General features: G+C 67.7%; 17 protein-coding genes. 8 read left to right on the plus strand and 9 right to left on the minus strand.

Features of this window, described 5'->3' with window-relative positions:
• Positions 1-62 precede the first annotated feature (62 nt).
• The 5 genes from AC07PF_RS29500 to AC07PF_RS29520 all read right to left on the minus strand — a co-directional run bounded on the left by AC07PF_RS29500 (position 63) and on the right by AC07PF_RS29520 (position 3,466).
• Positions 63-845 (minus strand): IclR family transcriptional regulator, encoded by a 783-nt coding sequence (locus AC07PF_RS29500; protein ID WP_007854887.1) that lies wholly within the window; start codon positions 843-845, stop codon positions 63-65.
• A gap of 175 nt (positions 846-1,020) precedes the next feature.
• Complete coding sequence (gene arfB / locus AC07PF_RS29505) at positions 1,021-1,539, minus strand: alternative ribosome rescue aminoacyl-tRNA hydrolase ArfB (RefSeq protein WP_494614274.1); 519 nt, start codon at positions 1,537-1,539, stop codon at positions 1,021-1,023.
• Position 1,540: 1 nt separating this feature from the next.
• Positions 1,541-2,467 (minus strand): alpha/beta fold hydrolase, encoded by a 927-nt coding sequence (locus AC07PF_RS29510; RefSeq protein ID WP_494614275.1) that lies wholly within the window; start codon positions 2,465-2,467, stop codon positions 1,541-1,543.
• Complete coding sequence (gene aroQ / locus AC07PF_RS29515; RefSeq protein ID WP_494614276.1) at positions 2,467-2,925, minus strand: type II 3-dehydroquinate dehydratase; 459 nt, start codon at positions 2,923-2,925, stop codon at positions 2,467-2,469. The genes AC07PF_RS29510 and aroQ overlap by 1 nt, the downstream gene beginning before the upstream one ends.
• Before the next feature lie 193 nt (positions 2,926-3,118).
• Positions 3,119-3,466, minus strand: a complete 348-nt coding sequence (locus AC07PF_RS29520; protein ID WP_007854883.1) for a hypothetical protein — start codon at positions 3,464-3,466, stop codon at positions 3,119-3,121.
• Between the two features lie 332 nt (positions 3,467-3,798).
• Here AC07PF_RS29520 and AC07PF_RS29525 point away from each other — a divergent pair, with 332 nt between their 5' ends.
• The 3 genes from AC07PF_RS29525 (at position 3,799) to AC07PF_RS29535 (ending at position 6,627) form a co-directional block, all read left to right on the plus strand.
• Complete coding sequence (locus AC07PF_RS29525) at positions 3,799-5,622, plus strand: glutamine--tRNA ligase/YqeY domain fusion protein (protein ID WP_494614277.1); 1,824 nt, start codon at positions 3,799-3,801, stop codon at positions 5,620-5,622.
• A 182-nt stretch (positions 5,623-5,804) separates the two neighbouring features.
• On the plus strand, positions 5,805-6,227 hold the full coding sequence (locus AC07PF_RS29530) for a nuclear transport factor 2 family protein (protein ID WP_007854881.1): 423 nt from the start codon (positions 5,805-5,807) through the stop codon (positions 6,225-6,227).
• A 79-nt stretch (positions 6,228-6,306) separates the two neighbouring features.
• Complete coding sequence (locus AC07PF_RS29535) at positions 6,307-6,627, plus strand: DUF2322 family protein (RefSeq protein ID WP_007854880.1); 321 nt, start codon at positions 6,307-6,309, stop codon at positions 6,625-6,627.
• 45 nt (positions 6,628-6,672) lie between these two features.
• Here AC07PF_RS29535 and AC07PF_RS29540 read toward each other — a convergent pair whose 3' ends face one another.
• Positions 6,673-7,455, minus strand: a complete 783-nt coding sequence (locus AC07PF_RS29540) for a transporter substrate-binding domain-containing protein (RefSeq protein ID WP_494609816.1) — start codon at positions 7,453-7,455, stop codon at positions 6,673-6,675.
• A gap of 232 nt (positions 7,456-7,687) precedes the next feature.
• Between AC07PF_RS29540 and AC07PF_RS29545 the strand changes: the two genes are divergently transcribed.
• A complete protein-coding gene (locus AC07PF_RS29545; RefSeq protein ID WP_145699119.1) occupies positions 7,688-7,942 on the plus strand; it encodes a hypothetical protein in 255 nt (84 codons plus the stop codon).
• 326 nt (positions 7,943-8,268) lie between these two features.
• Here AC07PF_RS29545 and AC07PF_RS29550 read toward each other — a convergent pair whose 3' ends face one another.
• The 3 genes from AC07PF_RS29550 to AC07PF_RS29560 all read right to left on the minus strand — a co-directional run bounded on the left by AC07PF_RS29550 (position 8,269) and on the right by AC07PF_RS29560 (position 12,015).
• Entirely contained in the window at positions 8,269-9,378 is a 1,110-nt protein-coding gene (locus AC07PF_RS29550) for a hypothetical protein (RefSeq protein ID WP_494614278.1), read from the minus strand.
• A gap of 126 nt (positions 9,379-9,504) precedes the next feature.
• Positions 9,505-10,602: a hypothetical protein gene (locus tag AC07PF_RS29555; protein WP_494614279.1), complete on the minus strand. Its 1,098-nt coding sequence runs from the start codon at positions 10,600-10,602 to the stop codon at positions 9,505-9,507.
• Positions 10,603-10,731: 129 nt separating this feature from the next.
• Entirely contained in the window at positions 10,732-12,015 is a 1,284-nt protein-coding gene (locus tag AC07PF_RS29560) for a phospholipase D-like domain-containing protein (RefSeq protein ID WP_494614280.1), read from the minus strand.
• A 127-nt stretch (positions 12,016-12,142) separates the two neighbouring features.
• On the opposite strand from AC07PF_RS29560, the gene AC07PF_RS29565 reads away from it, so the two are divergent.
• The 4 genes from AC07PF_RS29565 to AC07PF_RS29580 all read left to right on the plus strand — a co-directional run bounded on the left by AC07PF_RS29565 (position 12,143) and on the right by AC07PF_RS29580 (position 14,715).
• Positions 12,143-13,066 carry a peptidoglycan DD-metalloendopeptidase family protein gene (locus AC07PF_RS29565; protein ID WP_494614281.1) on the plus strand — a complete coding sequence of 308 codons (924 nt, stop codon included), beginning with the start codon at positions 12,143-12,145 and terminating at the stop codon, positions 13,064-13,066.
• A gap of 11 nt (positions 13,067-13,077) precedes the next feature.
• Positions 13,078-13,305, plus strand: coding sequence for a hypothetical protein (locus AC07PF_RS29570; protein WP_007854870.1), 228 nt, complete (start codon positions 13,078-13,080; stop codon positions 13,303-13,305).
• A gap of 17 nt (positions 13,306-13,322) precedes the next feature.
• Entirely contained in the window at positions 13,323-13,883 is a 561-nt protein-coding gene (locus AC07PF_RS29575) for a pseudouridine synthase (protein ID WP_494614282.1), read from the plus strand.
• Between the two features lie 88 nt (positions 13,884-13,971).
• The gene (locus AC07PF_RS29580; protein WP_494614283.1) at positions 13,972-14,715 is read left to right on the plus strand and encodes a GntR family transcriptional regulator; all 744 of its coding nucleotides are present in this window, start codon (positions 13,972-13,974) and stop codon (positions 14,713-14,715) included.
• Positions 14,716-14,721: the final 6 nt, after the last annotated feature.

Raw genomic sequence — 14,721 nt, forward strand, 5'->3', positions numbered from 1 at the left:
TCAAAGGGCTAGAGGGCACCTCCGGTCCAGGGGGACAAGGTCAAGGGCATGGCCAATCCTTTTCAGTGGCGCTTGCGAAACAGCGCGGAAGCGCTACTGGCCCGTGAAACCTCTGCCGCCGTCGACAGGATGTCGGGGCCCAGCTTTGCCATGCGCTGCTCGGTCAGTCGCACCATGGGTCCGGCGATAGTGACCACTCCGACCGCAACCCCGTCGGCGCCAAACACCGGCGCAGCCATGGCCGTCATGCCAGGGGAAAAGACCTCGACAATCGTGCTGTAGCCTTTGTCACGGGCTGCATTCACATAGTCCATCACGGCTGCAATGGAAGTTGGTGCATTCGGGCCAAAGGCACGGGGATCCCACAGGCCTTTTCGCGCCACCAGGGACAGCGCATCGTCTTTCGGCAACGTGGACAGCCAGGCATGGCCCGCGGCACTGCATGCCAGCGTGACCGACAGGCCCATGTCGGGGTCATACCGCAAACCGCGGCGGGCACCCTGCGCCTTGGCGACGAAGATGAGTTCTTCTCCATCCACGACAGCAAGGCGCACCAGCTCCCCGGAAACGCTCGCCAGTTGGTCGAGCAGCGGCTGCGCCAGATCGACGACTCCCGTTCGGCTCAGGTAGGCGAGCCCGATCGACACCATCTTGGTGGTGAGCCGGTAGTGGCCATCATGGGGGTCCTGCGCCACATAACCGTAGCGGATCAGGTCGGCCAGTAGACGGTGGGCTGCAGACAAGGGCAGCTCCAACCGGCCGGCAAGCGCCGACACCGCGCTTCCTTCAGGATGTTCGGCCAGGTACTCGAGAACCTTCAGGCTGCGCTCTACTGCTCCGCTCATTGCACCACTCCACCGGTTCAACATCCCGGCACAGCAGGACTGTAGCAATCTCCCGAATCAGATTCCGTGCGGAATTTTTTTCAGATGATCCATGGCGTAGCGCCCACCTGCCCGCGCAACGTCCCCGAGTTGGGGCAAAACGGTCTGGTTCGTGCCAGGCGCCGGGTCGCGCCGCTCAATCCACCACCCGCCCCCGCAACGCCTTCGTCGCACTGCGCTGGCTCTTGCCTTCCAGCCGCCGCTGCTTGGACCCATAGGTCGGCTTGGTCGCCCTTCGCACCCTTGGCGGCGCGGCCACGGTGTTGACCAGGGCATTCAGCCGCTCCATCGCATCCGCGCGGTTCTGCTCCTGGCTGCGGTACTGCTGGGCCTTGATGACGACCACGCCCTCCTGGGTGATGCGCGAATCGCGCAGGGCCAGCAGGCGCTCCTTCACGCCTTCGGACAACGAAGACGCGGCGATGTCGAAGCGCAGGTGCACGGCGCTCGATACCTTGTTGACGTTCTGCCCGCCGGCTCCCTGGGCGCGCATGGCGCTGATCTCGACCTCGCGCTCGTCCACCTGCAGCACGGCGACCTGGCCGTTGACGCGCGGTGCCTCCTGCGGCGGGCGGGGTGGGCGCGGCGCGGCCTCGGGCGTCCCGGCAGGCAGTGGCGCCTTGGGTGGAACGAGGGGAAGCGTGTCGTCAGCCATCTCAGCCCCTGCCCACCGCACCATCGGCCAGTGCCGCCAGCAGCGCCTGCAAGAACGCCTCGGGCCGCTCGAACTGCACCCAGTGGCCGGCATCGGCCACCATGGCCATGCCGCGAAAATCAGGCGCGGCAGCGGCGTACGCACCCTCCAGTTGGCCGATCCAGCCCTGGTACAGCGCGTCGGCTTCGCCGTAAATGGCGTGCACCGGGCAGCCCACCTGGGCCAGCGAGCGGGCGAGGATGTCGGTGCGCGCCAGGCGGCGGCGCGTCATGCGGTCGCGCACCACATTGCCCACGTGCACTTCGAGCGCCAGGCCCTCGACCAGGGCCGGGTCGTGCAGCATCAGCGCGGCCAGGTTGTAGCGGTGCATGTCGAGCTGCTCGGCGGGCGGCAGGTGGCGCCAGCCCTTCAGGCGCACGGGCCGCTCGGGCACCACGCCCATGGCCGGGGCGCCCACCACCACCAGTTGGCGCGCCAGTTCGGGGTGGGCTGCCAGCATGAGCCCCGCCGTCATCCCGCCAAAGGAAAAGCCCACCAAGTCCACCGGCCGCGGCCCGAACAGGGCGCGCAGACCGTCGGCCATGGGCTCGACCAGCGCATCGGCATCGCCGCCCGTGGGCGGGGTGGCCGAGTCGCCAAAGCCCGGCAGGTCGGGTATCCAGACCTGGCGGCCGGCGGCAACCAGGGGTTCAATGTTGCGCACCCAGTGCGTCCAGCTGCCGCTGCCGCCATGCAGCAGCACCAGCGGCGGGGCGGCATCGGCCCGGGCCTCGCCCCAGCTGTGCCACACGGTCTCGCCACTGCCGCAGGGCGTGGTGTGGCGCTGCGCCAGGGCGCGCAGGCGGTCGATCTCGGGGGACGGCAGGCGGACGACCTCACGCGCAGGGGCTGCGGGGTTCGGATCCTCGTCGTCGTCCCCAGCGGCCATCACATGCCCGCCAGGCCGTCGATGGCCAGTGCATAGCCGCGCACGCCAAAGCCGCACATCACGGCCTTGGCCGCTGCGGCGATGTAGGAGTGGTGGCGGAAGGCCTCGCGCGCATGCACGTTGCTGATGTGCAGCTCGATCAGCGTGATGGCTGTGCCCTTGGTCGCATCGTGCAGGGCCACGCTGGTGTGCGTGTAGGCGCCGGCATTGATCACCACGCCTGCCAGTTCGCCGGCAGCGTGCAGGCGGCCGGCCTCGTGGATCCAGTCGATCAGGGCGCCTTCGTGGTTGCTCTGGTGAAAGCGCAACGCAAAACCATGGCGCTCGCAGGCCTCGGCGCACATCTGCTCGACATCTGCCAGGGTGTGCGCGCCGTACACGGCGGGTTCGCGCGTGCCCAGCAGGTTCAGGTTGGGGCCATTCAGGACAAAAACGGTTTTCTTCTGGGCAGACGACATGGTGCAGCAACTCTCCGGGCGTTGGGATGGGCCTGCCGATCATTTGCCAGGCAAGCCGTGGTGGAAGCGCCAAAACGCTTCCTGCCAACGCCGGATTATGCGGTGCCCGCCACCGTCGCACAGGGCCCCGCGCCACCCCGCAAGGGGTGGTAAGAGGCTTGGCCGCCCTCACGGGCAAGCCACGCGCAGCAGGTCAGCGGTCCCAGCGGCCATGGCCGTGGCCATGACCGTGGTGGCGATGGCCGTGGCCACCACCGCGGTAGTAGTACACGGGCGGGGGCGGTGCGTAGTACACCGGTGGGGGCGGTGCGTAGTACACCGGCGCTGGTGCCGAGTACACCGGGCGCGGCGCGTAGTAGACAGGCGCCGGGGCCGAGTACACCGGGTAGCCGTTGCCCACGCCCACCACCACACCTGGCGAACTCAGGCCTATCGACCAATTGACATCGCTGCGGGCCTGGGCGGAGCCGGCAGCTGCGAAGAGCGCCAGGGCCACACCAGCGGCAGCGGCCATGGACTGGATAGAACGGGTTTTCGTCATGGAAATCTCCTAGTAGTGGAGGCGGCCCCCTTGGTTGGGATTCGCCTCACTGGTACTCAACGCACCAGATGTCCGAAAGGATGGCACGAAAGACCATCTTTATTGTTTCTTTACGTACACGTGAGTGCGCACTCCTGCGCAATAGTTCACACCAAGCCGCTCCGGCGCAGGCCTGGCGGGCGCTTGCCTGCTTTCTCGGCCCACTTTCGGGCGGTCCGTGGTGTTACAAATCGCCGCGCAGCCCGGGTCCATGGGAGGCGCCTGGTGCCTGCCGGCAAGGCCGGGCACGCTGCACTGCAGCAGACGGCCCGGCCTCCCCCTAAAATGGGCCAATGACCACGTCCACCCCAGCAAATACCCCTGCCGCAGTACCCGAAGCGGCCCTTGAGACCGCAAAGACGAGCAATTTCCTGCGCCAGATCATCGAAAACGACCTGGACAAGGGCACCTACGCCAGCCGCCAATGGGGTGGCACGCCGGGCGACGCCGCCCACCACGCCAAGGGCCAGCCCGACCCGGCCAGGATCCGCACGCGCTTCCCGCCCGAGCCCAATGGCTACCTGCACATCGGCCACGCCAAGAGCATCTGCATCAACTTCGGCCTGGCGCGCGACTACGGCGGCGTGTGCCACCTGCGTTTCGACGACACCAATCCTGAAAAGGAAGACACCGAGTACGTCAACAGCATCATCGATGCCGTGAAATGGCTGGGCTTCGACTGGAACGGCAGCGCCGACGCCGCGCCCTACCAGGCGAGTGACTACTTCGACTTCATGTACCGCGCGGCCGAGTACCTGGTCGAGGCCGGCCACGCCTACGTGGACGAGCAGACCGTGGAGCAGATGCGCGCCAACCGCGGCGACTTCGGCAAGCCCGGGGTGGACAGCCCGTTCCGCAGCCGCACGCCGGCCGAGAACTTGAAGCGCTTTCACGAAATGCGCAACGGCGAGCATGAAGACGGCTCCATGGTGCTGCGCGCCAAGATCGACATGGCCAGCCCCAACATCAACATGCGCGACCCGGCCATCTACCGCATCCGCCGCGCAACCCACCACAACACCGGCGATACCTGGTGCATCTACCCGATGTACACGTACGCCCACCCCATCGAGGACGCGCTCGAGCAGATCACCCACAGCCTGTGCACGCTGGAGTTCGAAGACCAGCGCCCCTTCTACGACTGGCTGCTGGAGCGCCTCACCGAAGGCGGCCTGCTGGGCAACCCGCCCCCGCGCCAGTACGAGTTCTCGCGCCTGAACCTCACCTACGTGATCACCAGCAAGCGCAAGCTCGCCCAGCTGGTGTACGACCACAAGGTCAGCGGCTGGGACGACCCGCGCATGCCCACCATCGTCGGCCTGCGCCGCCGCGGCTACACGCCTGAATCGCTGCAGGTGTTTGCCGAGCGCATCGGCGTAACCAAGAGCGACAGCTGGATCGACTACAGCACGCTGGAAGGCTGCCTGCGCGAAGACCTGGAGCTCAAGGCCTTCCGCGGCATGGCCGTGCTCAACCCCGTCAAGCTGGTGCTCACCAACTGGGACGAGGTCATGGGCGCCGGCCACCTGGAGCCCTGCTCCCTGCCCTCGCTGCCCCACCCCCCCGAAGGCGTGGAGAGCCCCGAGCGCCACTTCACCATCGGCAAAGAGGTCTGGATCGAGCGCGAGGACTTCGAGGAAGTGCCGCCCAAGGGCTACAAGCGCCTGTTCCCGGGTAACAAGGTGCGCCTCAAGGGCGGCTACGTCATCGAGTGCACCGGCTGCACCAAGGATGCCGACGGCAAGATCACCGAGGTGCTGGCCACCGTGGTGCCCGACACCAAGAGCGGCACCCCCGGCGCCGACAGCGTCAAGGTCAAGGCCGCCATCACCTGGGTGGGCGTGGCCGACGGCGTGCAAGCCGAAGTGCGCATCTACGACCGCCTGTTCCTCGAAGCCCAGCCCGACGCGGGCGGCAAGGACTTCATCGAAGGCCTGAACCCGAACAGCCTGAAGACCGTGGCGGCCATCGTGGAACCCTCGCTGGGCCACGCCCACAAGGACGACAAGTTCCAGTTCGAACGCCACGGCTACTTCGTCGCCGACCGGGTGGACCATGAGCCGGGCAAGCCGGTGTTCAACCTGGCGGTGGGGTTGAAGGACTCCTGGGGCAAGTAAGCAGGCTCTTCACATCGACAAAGGCGCCCTGGGCGCCTTTGTGCTTCATGGGGCTTGTGACGGACAGGATTGGCGTTCGCTGCTGTCAGCCAACCCCTACCTGCCCCGTCGCCTCCAGCCGATGCCAGCAGAGGCCGCCACGGCGCACCATGGACCCTTGTTCGTGAAACAACGGAGGTCCCATGCCCACGACAACCGCCCCTCGCCAGACCCTCATCGATCTGGAAACCCAATTCTGGCAAGCCATGGTCGACGAGAACGTCGGCGCCGCCACCGACCTGCTGGCCGAGCCCGCGATGATGGTCAGCAGCCACGGTGCGCTCAAGTTCGACCGCGCCATGTACGGCAAAATGGCCCAGGAAGGCCCGATGGTGGTCACCGCCTTCGAGTTCAGCGACATGCAGGTGGAATTTCCGACTGACGCCATGGGCATCCTGACCTACCGCGTGAAGCAGGGCGTGGCGCCGCGCGACGACAAGGCCAAGACGACCGAACAGGTGATGCACGACAGCTCGACCTGGATCCAGGCCGACGGGCGCTGGCAGTGCGTGATGCACACCGAGACGCCGGTCGATGATTCGATGAAGCTTCCGACCAAGCACTGATCGCAGGAGTGGAGTTGCGGCGCGCGCAGGGGCTCTAAGATCGGCGGTTTTCCACCGTCAACCCGGACCGATTCCCCACATGAATTTCGCCGCCCGCCTCCAGCAACTGCCCTCCGCCTCGCACCTCGCGTCCCTGCAACTGCTGGGCGCCGATGGCCAGGTGATCGCCACCATCGAGAACAAGCCCGGCCAGACCGGCTCGCTGGTGGTGTATTCCGCCCTGGCCGCGCTCTATAGCGGCAGCATCACACCCAAGGCGGCCGCCCTGGGCCTCGAGTGGTATGCCGAGCACGTGGCCGATGCCAAGGCCTTCCCGGGCAAGCATCCCAATATCGACCGCCTGCTGGGCTGGGCCGAAGGCAGCGAGAGCTACCGCGCCAAGGCCATCGCTCAGGCTTGATGGCAGGATTCACCGGGCCCACGCCAGCCCGGTGAAACTAGCTGATTACTTCAGCCATTTGTCTGAAGCGCCCTTGAGGATGCCCCGGCTGTCGATCTGGCCCCACACGAAGTTCATCACGCGCGTGTAGTCCGCATCGTCCTTGGGCAGCATGAAGCCCAGGTAGCTCTTGGGCGTGAGCGGTGCGTCGATGAAGGCGGCGTGAAGGCGCGGGTCGGCCTTGCTGTAGACCAGGGCCTCGTAGGTCTCGGTGATCATCACGTCGCCCTTGCCCTCAGCGATCAGGCCCGGGATCTCGGCGTTCTTCTCGTGCGTGCTGACCTGCGCGGTCTTGAGGTTCTGCAGCACGAAGGTCTCGTTGGTGCCGCCGGGGTTCTTGATCACGCGCACATTGGGCTTGTTCAGGTCGTCCACGGTGTTGTACTTGGCCTTTTCGGCCGAGCGCACCAGGGCCACCTTGCCGAAGGGCGCGTAGCCCGGCAGCATCTCGATCAGGCGGATGCGCGCCACATTGCGCGTGATGCCGCCCACGGCGATGTCGAACTGGTCGGCCTGCAGGTCCGCCATGAGCTTGGGCCAGGAGGTCTGCACGTACTCGATCTTCACGCCCAGCTCCTTGGCCATGGCCTCGATCACGTCGATGTCGTGGCCCGACAGGCCGGCGTCGGTCTTGATGGCGAACGGCCTGTAATCACCCGGCGTGCCCACGCGCAGCACCTTGGTCTCCATGATCTTGTCCAGCCGCGGGCCGGCCTGGGCGGCCTGGCTCAGGGACAGGGTGGCAACCACGGCCGCGGCGGCCAGGGCGAGTACTTTCTTGGCGATCATTTCAGAGCACTCCGAAGGTAGGGGAGAAAGAAGAGAGACAAAGGGACGGGGCTGCACGCGACCGCGGCGTCTGCGCGGGCGGTTCGCAACAAAAGGATACAGCAGGCACCTGCTCTGCCAGCACGCCGTGTCCCGCCGGGGATGCAGCACCGGTACGCGATGTCACCGCGGACCAGGCCGAATGCGGTTACCCTGCCCGCATCCACCATCCCAACCCAACAGGAAAAATTCCATGGCAAACAAGAAGCTCAAAGTCACCATCGAAGTCGAAATGTCCGTGCCCGAAGACTGGGAGCTGGTCGAGACCTCCGAAGGCACGCCCGTGCTGAGCCTGCCCGATGGCCGGTTCATGGACATCGCCATCGAACCGCTCTTCGCCACCGACCCCGAAGAGCTGTGGAGCAGCACCGAAGACGAAGACGCGCTGCACGAAGTGCTGGACATGGTGGACAGCGAAGCCGTCACCTACGAGTTCGTGAAGCACTGAAGTGAAACACCCCGTGAGTCGCTTCGCGCCTTCACCCCTCTCTCGACTCGCTGCGCGAGTCGGGAGGGGGACGCCCCCAGCGCGGCGGGGCGGCCCTTGCGCGGGGGCACTGGCCTGGGGCGCGCCCGTTTCGTACACCATGCGTGGCGCGCAGCTCAGTGAACAGCGGATGCCGATCCCCCTTCCACGGCAACGATAGTCGATGCGCCTTGCCGTGCGGCGGCACCGTCTGCAGCCCCTACCCGGCCATTTGGTCAAACACCCGTCCGTGTGAGAAGCACTTGGCAAGGGTGAACCCACTGTCTCACGACAGCCGTGGCCCATCCTCAGTACAGGCAGTCGTGGTAGTCGTAGTTGCTCAAAGACAGGCGGGGCTGGCCGGGCCCCTCGAAACCCAGCCCCAGCTGGCTGCCCTTGGGCGTGGCGGTGTCCACCACCAGTTCACCGTCGTTCTCGGGCGAGCTTTCATAGTTCAGCACGAAGCACTCGAACACATGGGTCATCGCGGCATCTGCGCCCATGGGGCGCAGCTCGTCGTCCAGCAGCAGGCGGGGTGACTGGTCGAGGTTCTTCTCGCTCATCCAGAACCACACCCCCTGGCCCGCCGGGCCGGGGCGGGCCACCGGGTTGTTGCCGTTCTTCCAGGTGCCGCGCGTCTCGCCGGCCACGATGCCTGCCGGGTCCCAGGCCAGGGCACCCATGCCGCTGTTCATGTCCTCAAACACCACCAGGCTGCGGTCGTAGCGGGCGCGCAGCGCAGGGTCCAGCAAGCGGTCCAGTCCCCGCGGGCCCTTGAGCTCGTGGTTGCGCGCATTCACCAGCATGTCCGTCACCTTGGCCATGCCCGCAGCCGTCACGAAGCCGGAGGAGTGGCCAGTATCGACCTTCCAGTCCCCCAGCACCCTGACCAGCGGCGGCAAGGGCGCACCCAGGCTTTTCTCGATGTCGGCAAACAGGGCGCTGGCGGGCTTTTTCATGGCCTTGCTGTCGATGCGCTCGACGGAGACCCCTTCCGCGACCACCTTGGACAGGCCACGGATGCGTTCGATCCAGGGCCTGTTGGCGTCGTACAGCGGTGCCGACAGGCGCCCCAGGTCGCGCACCTTCCAGGCCTTGTCGAAAGGCGCCACCGCGCCCTTGAGCGTGGCCTGGCCGCGCAGGCGCACGCGCTTCGTGCCCGCGGGCAAGGGGAACACCAGCGCCGCAGACGGTGCGGCACCGGCCTTGGCGGCCTGGTAGTCGAGCTTGGCCACCACCTTGCCATCGACGATCACATCGGCCACCACGCGGTCCCCCACCGCCAGTTCGGGGTAGATGCCGGCCTTGCCTGCCGACATCTCCAGCCCCGCTGCACCGGCCACGCCGTGCATGCCCGCCCACGCAGCCACCACGCAGGCCACCATGCCCGCCAACATCCGCCGCCGCCCTCGTGCCATGGAATCCCTCACCCTCTCAGTTTTTGTGAAGGCGCGATTGTAGGAAGCAGCATCCACGGCGCGCAGAGCACAAGGTATCCAGATATGACACGGCAGGCGGGGCTAGCCAGCCCGCCTTCTGCGCCCTCAATACAGGCTGTAGTGGTAGTCGTAGCTGCGCAGCCACAGGCGCGGCTTGCGCGGCCCGTCGAAGTGCAGCTGCAGCAGGTTGGGGCGCGGGTTGGCGGTATCGACCTCCAGGTCGTCTTCCGACTCGGCCAGTTCCACCTGCGACAGTGCGAAGCGCTGGAACACATGGGTCAGCGCGGCCTCGGCGGTCTTGGGGCGGTAGTCGTCGTCCAGCAGCAGCTCGGGCTGGCCGATGTGGCCCTGGTGCAGCCAGTACCACACGCCCTCGCCCGGCGCCCCAGGCTTCGCGCCGGGGTTGCCCTTGTCACCCCAGGTGCTGGGCGCCTCGCCGGGGGTGACGCCTGCAGGGTCCCAGCCCAGGGCGCCCAGGCCGTCGCCCACCTCGATGAACACGGCCAGGCTGCGGTCGTAGCGGGCGCGCACGTCGGGCGCAAGAATGGTGTCGAGCCCATCTTTGCCCTTGCGCTCGTAACCCCCTTCACTGAGCAGCATATCGGTGACCTTGCGCATGGAAGCCGCCGACAGGAAGTACGAGTCACCGATCTGGATCTGCCAGTCGCCCAGCACCTTCACCAGCGGGGGCAGGGGCACGCCCAGGCTCTTTTCCAGGTCCGCAAACGCAGCCTTGGCAGGCTTCTTCTTGGCGCCGCCATCGCCGGCTTCGATTTTCACCGCGCCGTCCAGCTTGGCGGCCAGGCCGCGGATGCGCTCGATCCAGGGCTTGCCCTGGTCGTACAGCGGTGCAGAGAAGGGCGCCATGTCGCGCACCGTCCAGGTCTTGTCGAAGGACGATGCCTTCCCCCCCTGGGTGACCTGCCCCTTGAGCCGTATGCGCTTGAGCCCCACGGGCAGCGCAAACACCAGCGCGGGCGGCTTCTTGAGCCCCGGCTGCGTGGCCTGGTGGTCCAGCTGCGCGACCCGCTTGCCATCGACGATCACATCGGCCACCACCTTGTCGCCCGCGTCGATCCAGGGGTGGATGCCGGCCCGGCCTGCGGTGGTGCCGTCCGCAGCGGACACACTGCCCGGCGCCCCTGCGAGCGAAGTCGCCAGCCACGCCGATATGCCCGCCAGAATGCTTCGCCGCTGTGCCATGGAAATCCCTCACCCTCTTGTTGAGGGGAGGAATTGTAGAAACGCGGACCCTCCTGAAGGCCCGCAGCGCATGCCCACGAAGTAACGAGCTGTGAGCGAAACGCGTGGTCGGTCTCGCAGCCGGCATGCCTACAGCTGCGACTCCAGCAACGCCGCCATGCGCTCGGACAGGCGCTCCTTGAGCGGCCGGTTCTGCCAGTCCTCCAAGGTCACGCGCTTCGATTGCTTGAGGTCGTCCTCGAACACCCGGGTCTGGCGTTCGGCGAACACCGTGTCGTAGACATTGAGGTTGGCCTCGTCGTTCAGGCGAAAGGACCGGTTGTCGAAATTGGTGGAGCCCACCGACACCATGCGCTGGTCCACGATCATCACCTTGCAGTGGTACATGCTCGGCTGGTATTCGTGGATCTCGGCCCCCGCCTCCAGCAGCGGGCCCCAGGTGGCGCGCGAGGCCGCCTTGACGGTCTCGGTGTCGGTGTGCGGGCCCGGCGTGATGAGGCGGATGCGCACGCCACGCTTCAGGGCATCGAGCATCAACTGCCGCGTGAGGTCGTCGGGCACGAAGTAGGCCACCGACAGGTCCAGGCTGCGCTCGGCCGCGGTGATGGCCATGTGGTACATGAGCTGCATGCTCTCGCTGCCGCTCGACGGCGAACTCGAGAACATCTGCGCGCGCTGCGTACCCTGCGCAGTGATGGGCGGAAAGTACGCGTCCCCGTGTACCACCTTGCCCGTGACCTTGAGCCAGTTGTCCAGGAAGGTGGCCTGCATCTGCGCCACGGCCGGCCCGCGCACCTGGTAGTGCGAATCGCGCCAGTGGTCGGGGTCCTGGGCATTGCCCGTCCACTCCGGCGCAATGCCCACGCCGCCGGTAAAGCCCACCTGCCCGTCCACCACCAGCAGCTTGCGGTGGGTGCGGTTGTTCATGCGCGCCAGGTTGTACCAGTGGGGCTTGTGGAACTTCTCGACCAGCACGCCGGCCTCCTTCATCTCGGTGAGGTAGCTCTCCTCCATCTTGGCGCTGCCGACCCAGTCGAGCAGCACGTGTACCGGCACGCCGGCGCGGGCGCGTTCGGCCAGGGCGTCGGCAAACTGCTTGCCGATGTCGCCCGACCAGTAGATGTAGGTCTCGAAGGTCACGCTCTTCTGTGCCGAGCGGATGGCTGCGAGCATGGGCGGAAAGATCTGGTCGCCGTTGATCAGCTCCTTGACCTCGTTGCCCGGCAGGATGCCCGGGCCCAGCAGGCTGCCCATGGCGCGCTCGAACTGCGGGCTGGCGCTGCTGTACAGGCGCGGCAACTGGTGCTGGATCTTTTTCTCGCCGGCCGTGAAATTGAGTGCAAAAAGCACGAGGGCGGCCGTGGCCACGAAGGTGAGGAGCGCGACGCGCACGGTGCGACCGGGTTTGGGCATGGCGCGATTGTTGAAGAGCCCCCAAGGGCCCCATGTAGGCCGAATTCCCCAGATGACGCGGCACAATGGCGCCTGTTTTTTTCTTGCCCGCGATTCGCTGCGGGTCCGAACAGCCGTGCCCTTCTCCATGCGCCCTCTCTTCCCCGCCGATACACCGCTCATCAACCGGCGCACCGCCCTGCTCGCTGCCGGCGGCAGCCTGCTGGCCCTGCATGCGCCCGGCGCGCACGCCAAGGCGCAGGCCACGCCTGCGGCCCCCACGCTGTGGCCCCAGGCACTGCTGGTGCCGGGCGGCGTGGCGCGCCTGTCGCTGGGGCCGGCAGCGGCCCGGCCCGTGGTGCACACACAGGGAGCCAAGAACGAGCAGGTGCCCGTGCTGGTGGTGGGCGACGCGCACGGGTGGACCGCCCTGGTGGGCATACCGCTGGCGGCCGTGCCCGGCCCGGCCCATGCCACCGTGGCCGCAGCCGGCGGCAGCGCGGCGCGGCAGTTGCCCTACACCGTGGCGCCCAAGAAGTACAAGGAGCAGCACCTCACCGTGTCGCCCCGCACGGTGGACCTGTCGCCCGAGGACCAGGCGCGCTACGAGCGCGAGCGCGACCACCAGGCGCTGGTGATGGCCACCTTCACCGAGCAGCCCGCGGGCCAGGCGCTCGATTCGCTGCGCATGCGTGTGCCGGTGCCGGGGCGCCGCTCCAGCTCGTTCGGCCTGCGCCGGGTGTTCAACGGCCAGGCGCGCAACCCGCACAGCGGCATGGATATCGCAGCGCCCACGGGCACGCCCATCCTCTCGCCCCTGCCGGCACGCGTGATCGACACGGGCGAGTATTTCTTCAACGGCGGCACGGTGTGGCTGGACCATGGCCAGGGCCTGCTGTCCATGGTCTGCCACCTGAGCGCCATCGACGTGAAGGTGGGCGACGTGCTGGCCACCGGCCAGCGCCTGGGCGCCGTGGGCGCCACCGGCCGCGTGACGGGCCCGCACCTGCACTGGGGCGTGATGCTCAACCGCACCATGGTGGACCCGGCCCTGTTCGTACCGGCAGCATGAGGAGCGCCGCCATGGCACTGCAGACAATGCGCTCCCCAAAACAGTTCTCGAGGCCTGGGCGCCTGGCACTGGTAGCCGCCCTGGCCCTGTGCTGCACCGGCTGCGCCGTGGTCACCGTGGCCGATGCGGCGGTGAGCGTGGCGGCCACCACGGTGAAGGTGGGCGCCAAGGTCGTCGGCGCCACGGTGGACGTGGGCGCTGCCGGGGTGCGCGCCGTCACCGGCGGCAGCAGCGATTGACAGGACCACGCCGCCCCATGCCTCTTGCCACGCCACCGCGCCTGGTGCGCTTCAACAAGCCCTACGGCGTGCTCAGCCAGTTCACGGCCGAAGGCAAGTGGCAGGGGCTCAAGGACTACATCGACCAGCCGGGCATCTACGTGGCCGGCCGGCTCGACGCCGACAGCGAGGGCCTGCTGCTGCTGACCAGCGATGGCCCGCTGCAGGCCCGCATCGCCGACCCGCGCTTCAAGATGGAGAAGATCTATTGGGTGCAGGTGGAGGGCCAGCCCGGCGAAGACGCCCTGGCGCAGCTGCGCAGCGGTGTGCAGCTCAACGATGGCCCGACCCGCCCTGCGCGGGCCCGCCTGCTCGACCCGCCGCCCGCCGTGTGGACGCGCACACCGCCCATCCGCGAGCGCAAGGCGATTCCCACCGCCTGGATCGAGCTGGCCATCCGCGAGGGCCGCAACCGCCAGGTGCGGCGCATGACGGCGGCCGTGGGCCTGCCCACCCTGCGGCTGGTGCGCGCGGCCATCGGCCCCTACACGCTCGACGGGCTGGCACCCGGCGCCTGGGCCGAGCAGGCCGTGCTGTAGGCCGCGGCGGGACACCACCTGCACCAGCACCCCACATCCAGGGTAAACCCGAGCTTCTAAAGTCCTATAGAGGTCTATAGTTCTCTGCATGGAATCCCCTTCACACCTGGCACTGGTCGACAGCTCTCCCGGCATGCGCCGCTATGCCGCGCTGGCCAATGCCCTGCGCGTGCGCGTGGTGGCGGGCGAGTGGCCGCCGGGCAGCGCGCTGCCAGCCGAAAGCCTGCTCGCCGCCGAGCACCAGGTGGCCCTGGGCACCATGCGCCGTGCGCTGGAGCTGCTGGTGGAGCAGGGGCTTATCGAACGCATCCATGGCAGGGGCACCTTCGTGCGCCAGGGCATCGCGGGCGGCTCCATGCTGCGTTTTTTCCGCTTTGGCGGGGGCAGCAACGAGGTGCCGCAGTCGCGCATCATCCAGCGCCAGAGCCTGGCCGCCACCACGGCCGTGGCGCGGGGCCTGGGCGTGGCACCGGGCGAGCCGGTGCTGCGGCTGCTGCGCCTGCGCCTGCTGGCGGGCCAGCCATGCCTGCTCGAAGAGCTGTGGCTGCCGCTGGACCGGTTCGCCCCCCTCGCCGAAGGCGACCCTGCCGCCTGGGACGACCTGCTCTACCCCCTGTTCGCGCGCCACTGCGGCGTGCACGTGCACCGCGCGGTGGACCAGATCGGCTTTGGCGTGCTCACCGCCCCCCAGGCGGCCCACCTGCGCCTGCAGGCCAGCCACCCCTGCGTGGTGGTGGAACGCAGCGCCTACGACCTGGCGGGCCGCTGCGTGGAATGGCGCACCACCCGCGGCGACGCCCACGCCTTCCACTACTCCGTCACGATCACCTGACCCTCT

Source organism: Acidovorax sp. GW821-FHT10A04, from assembly GCF_059415825.1.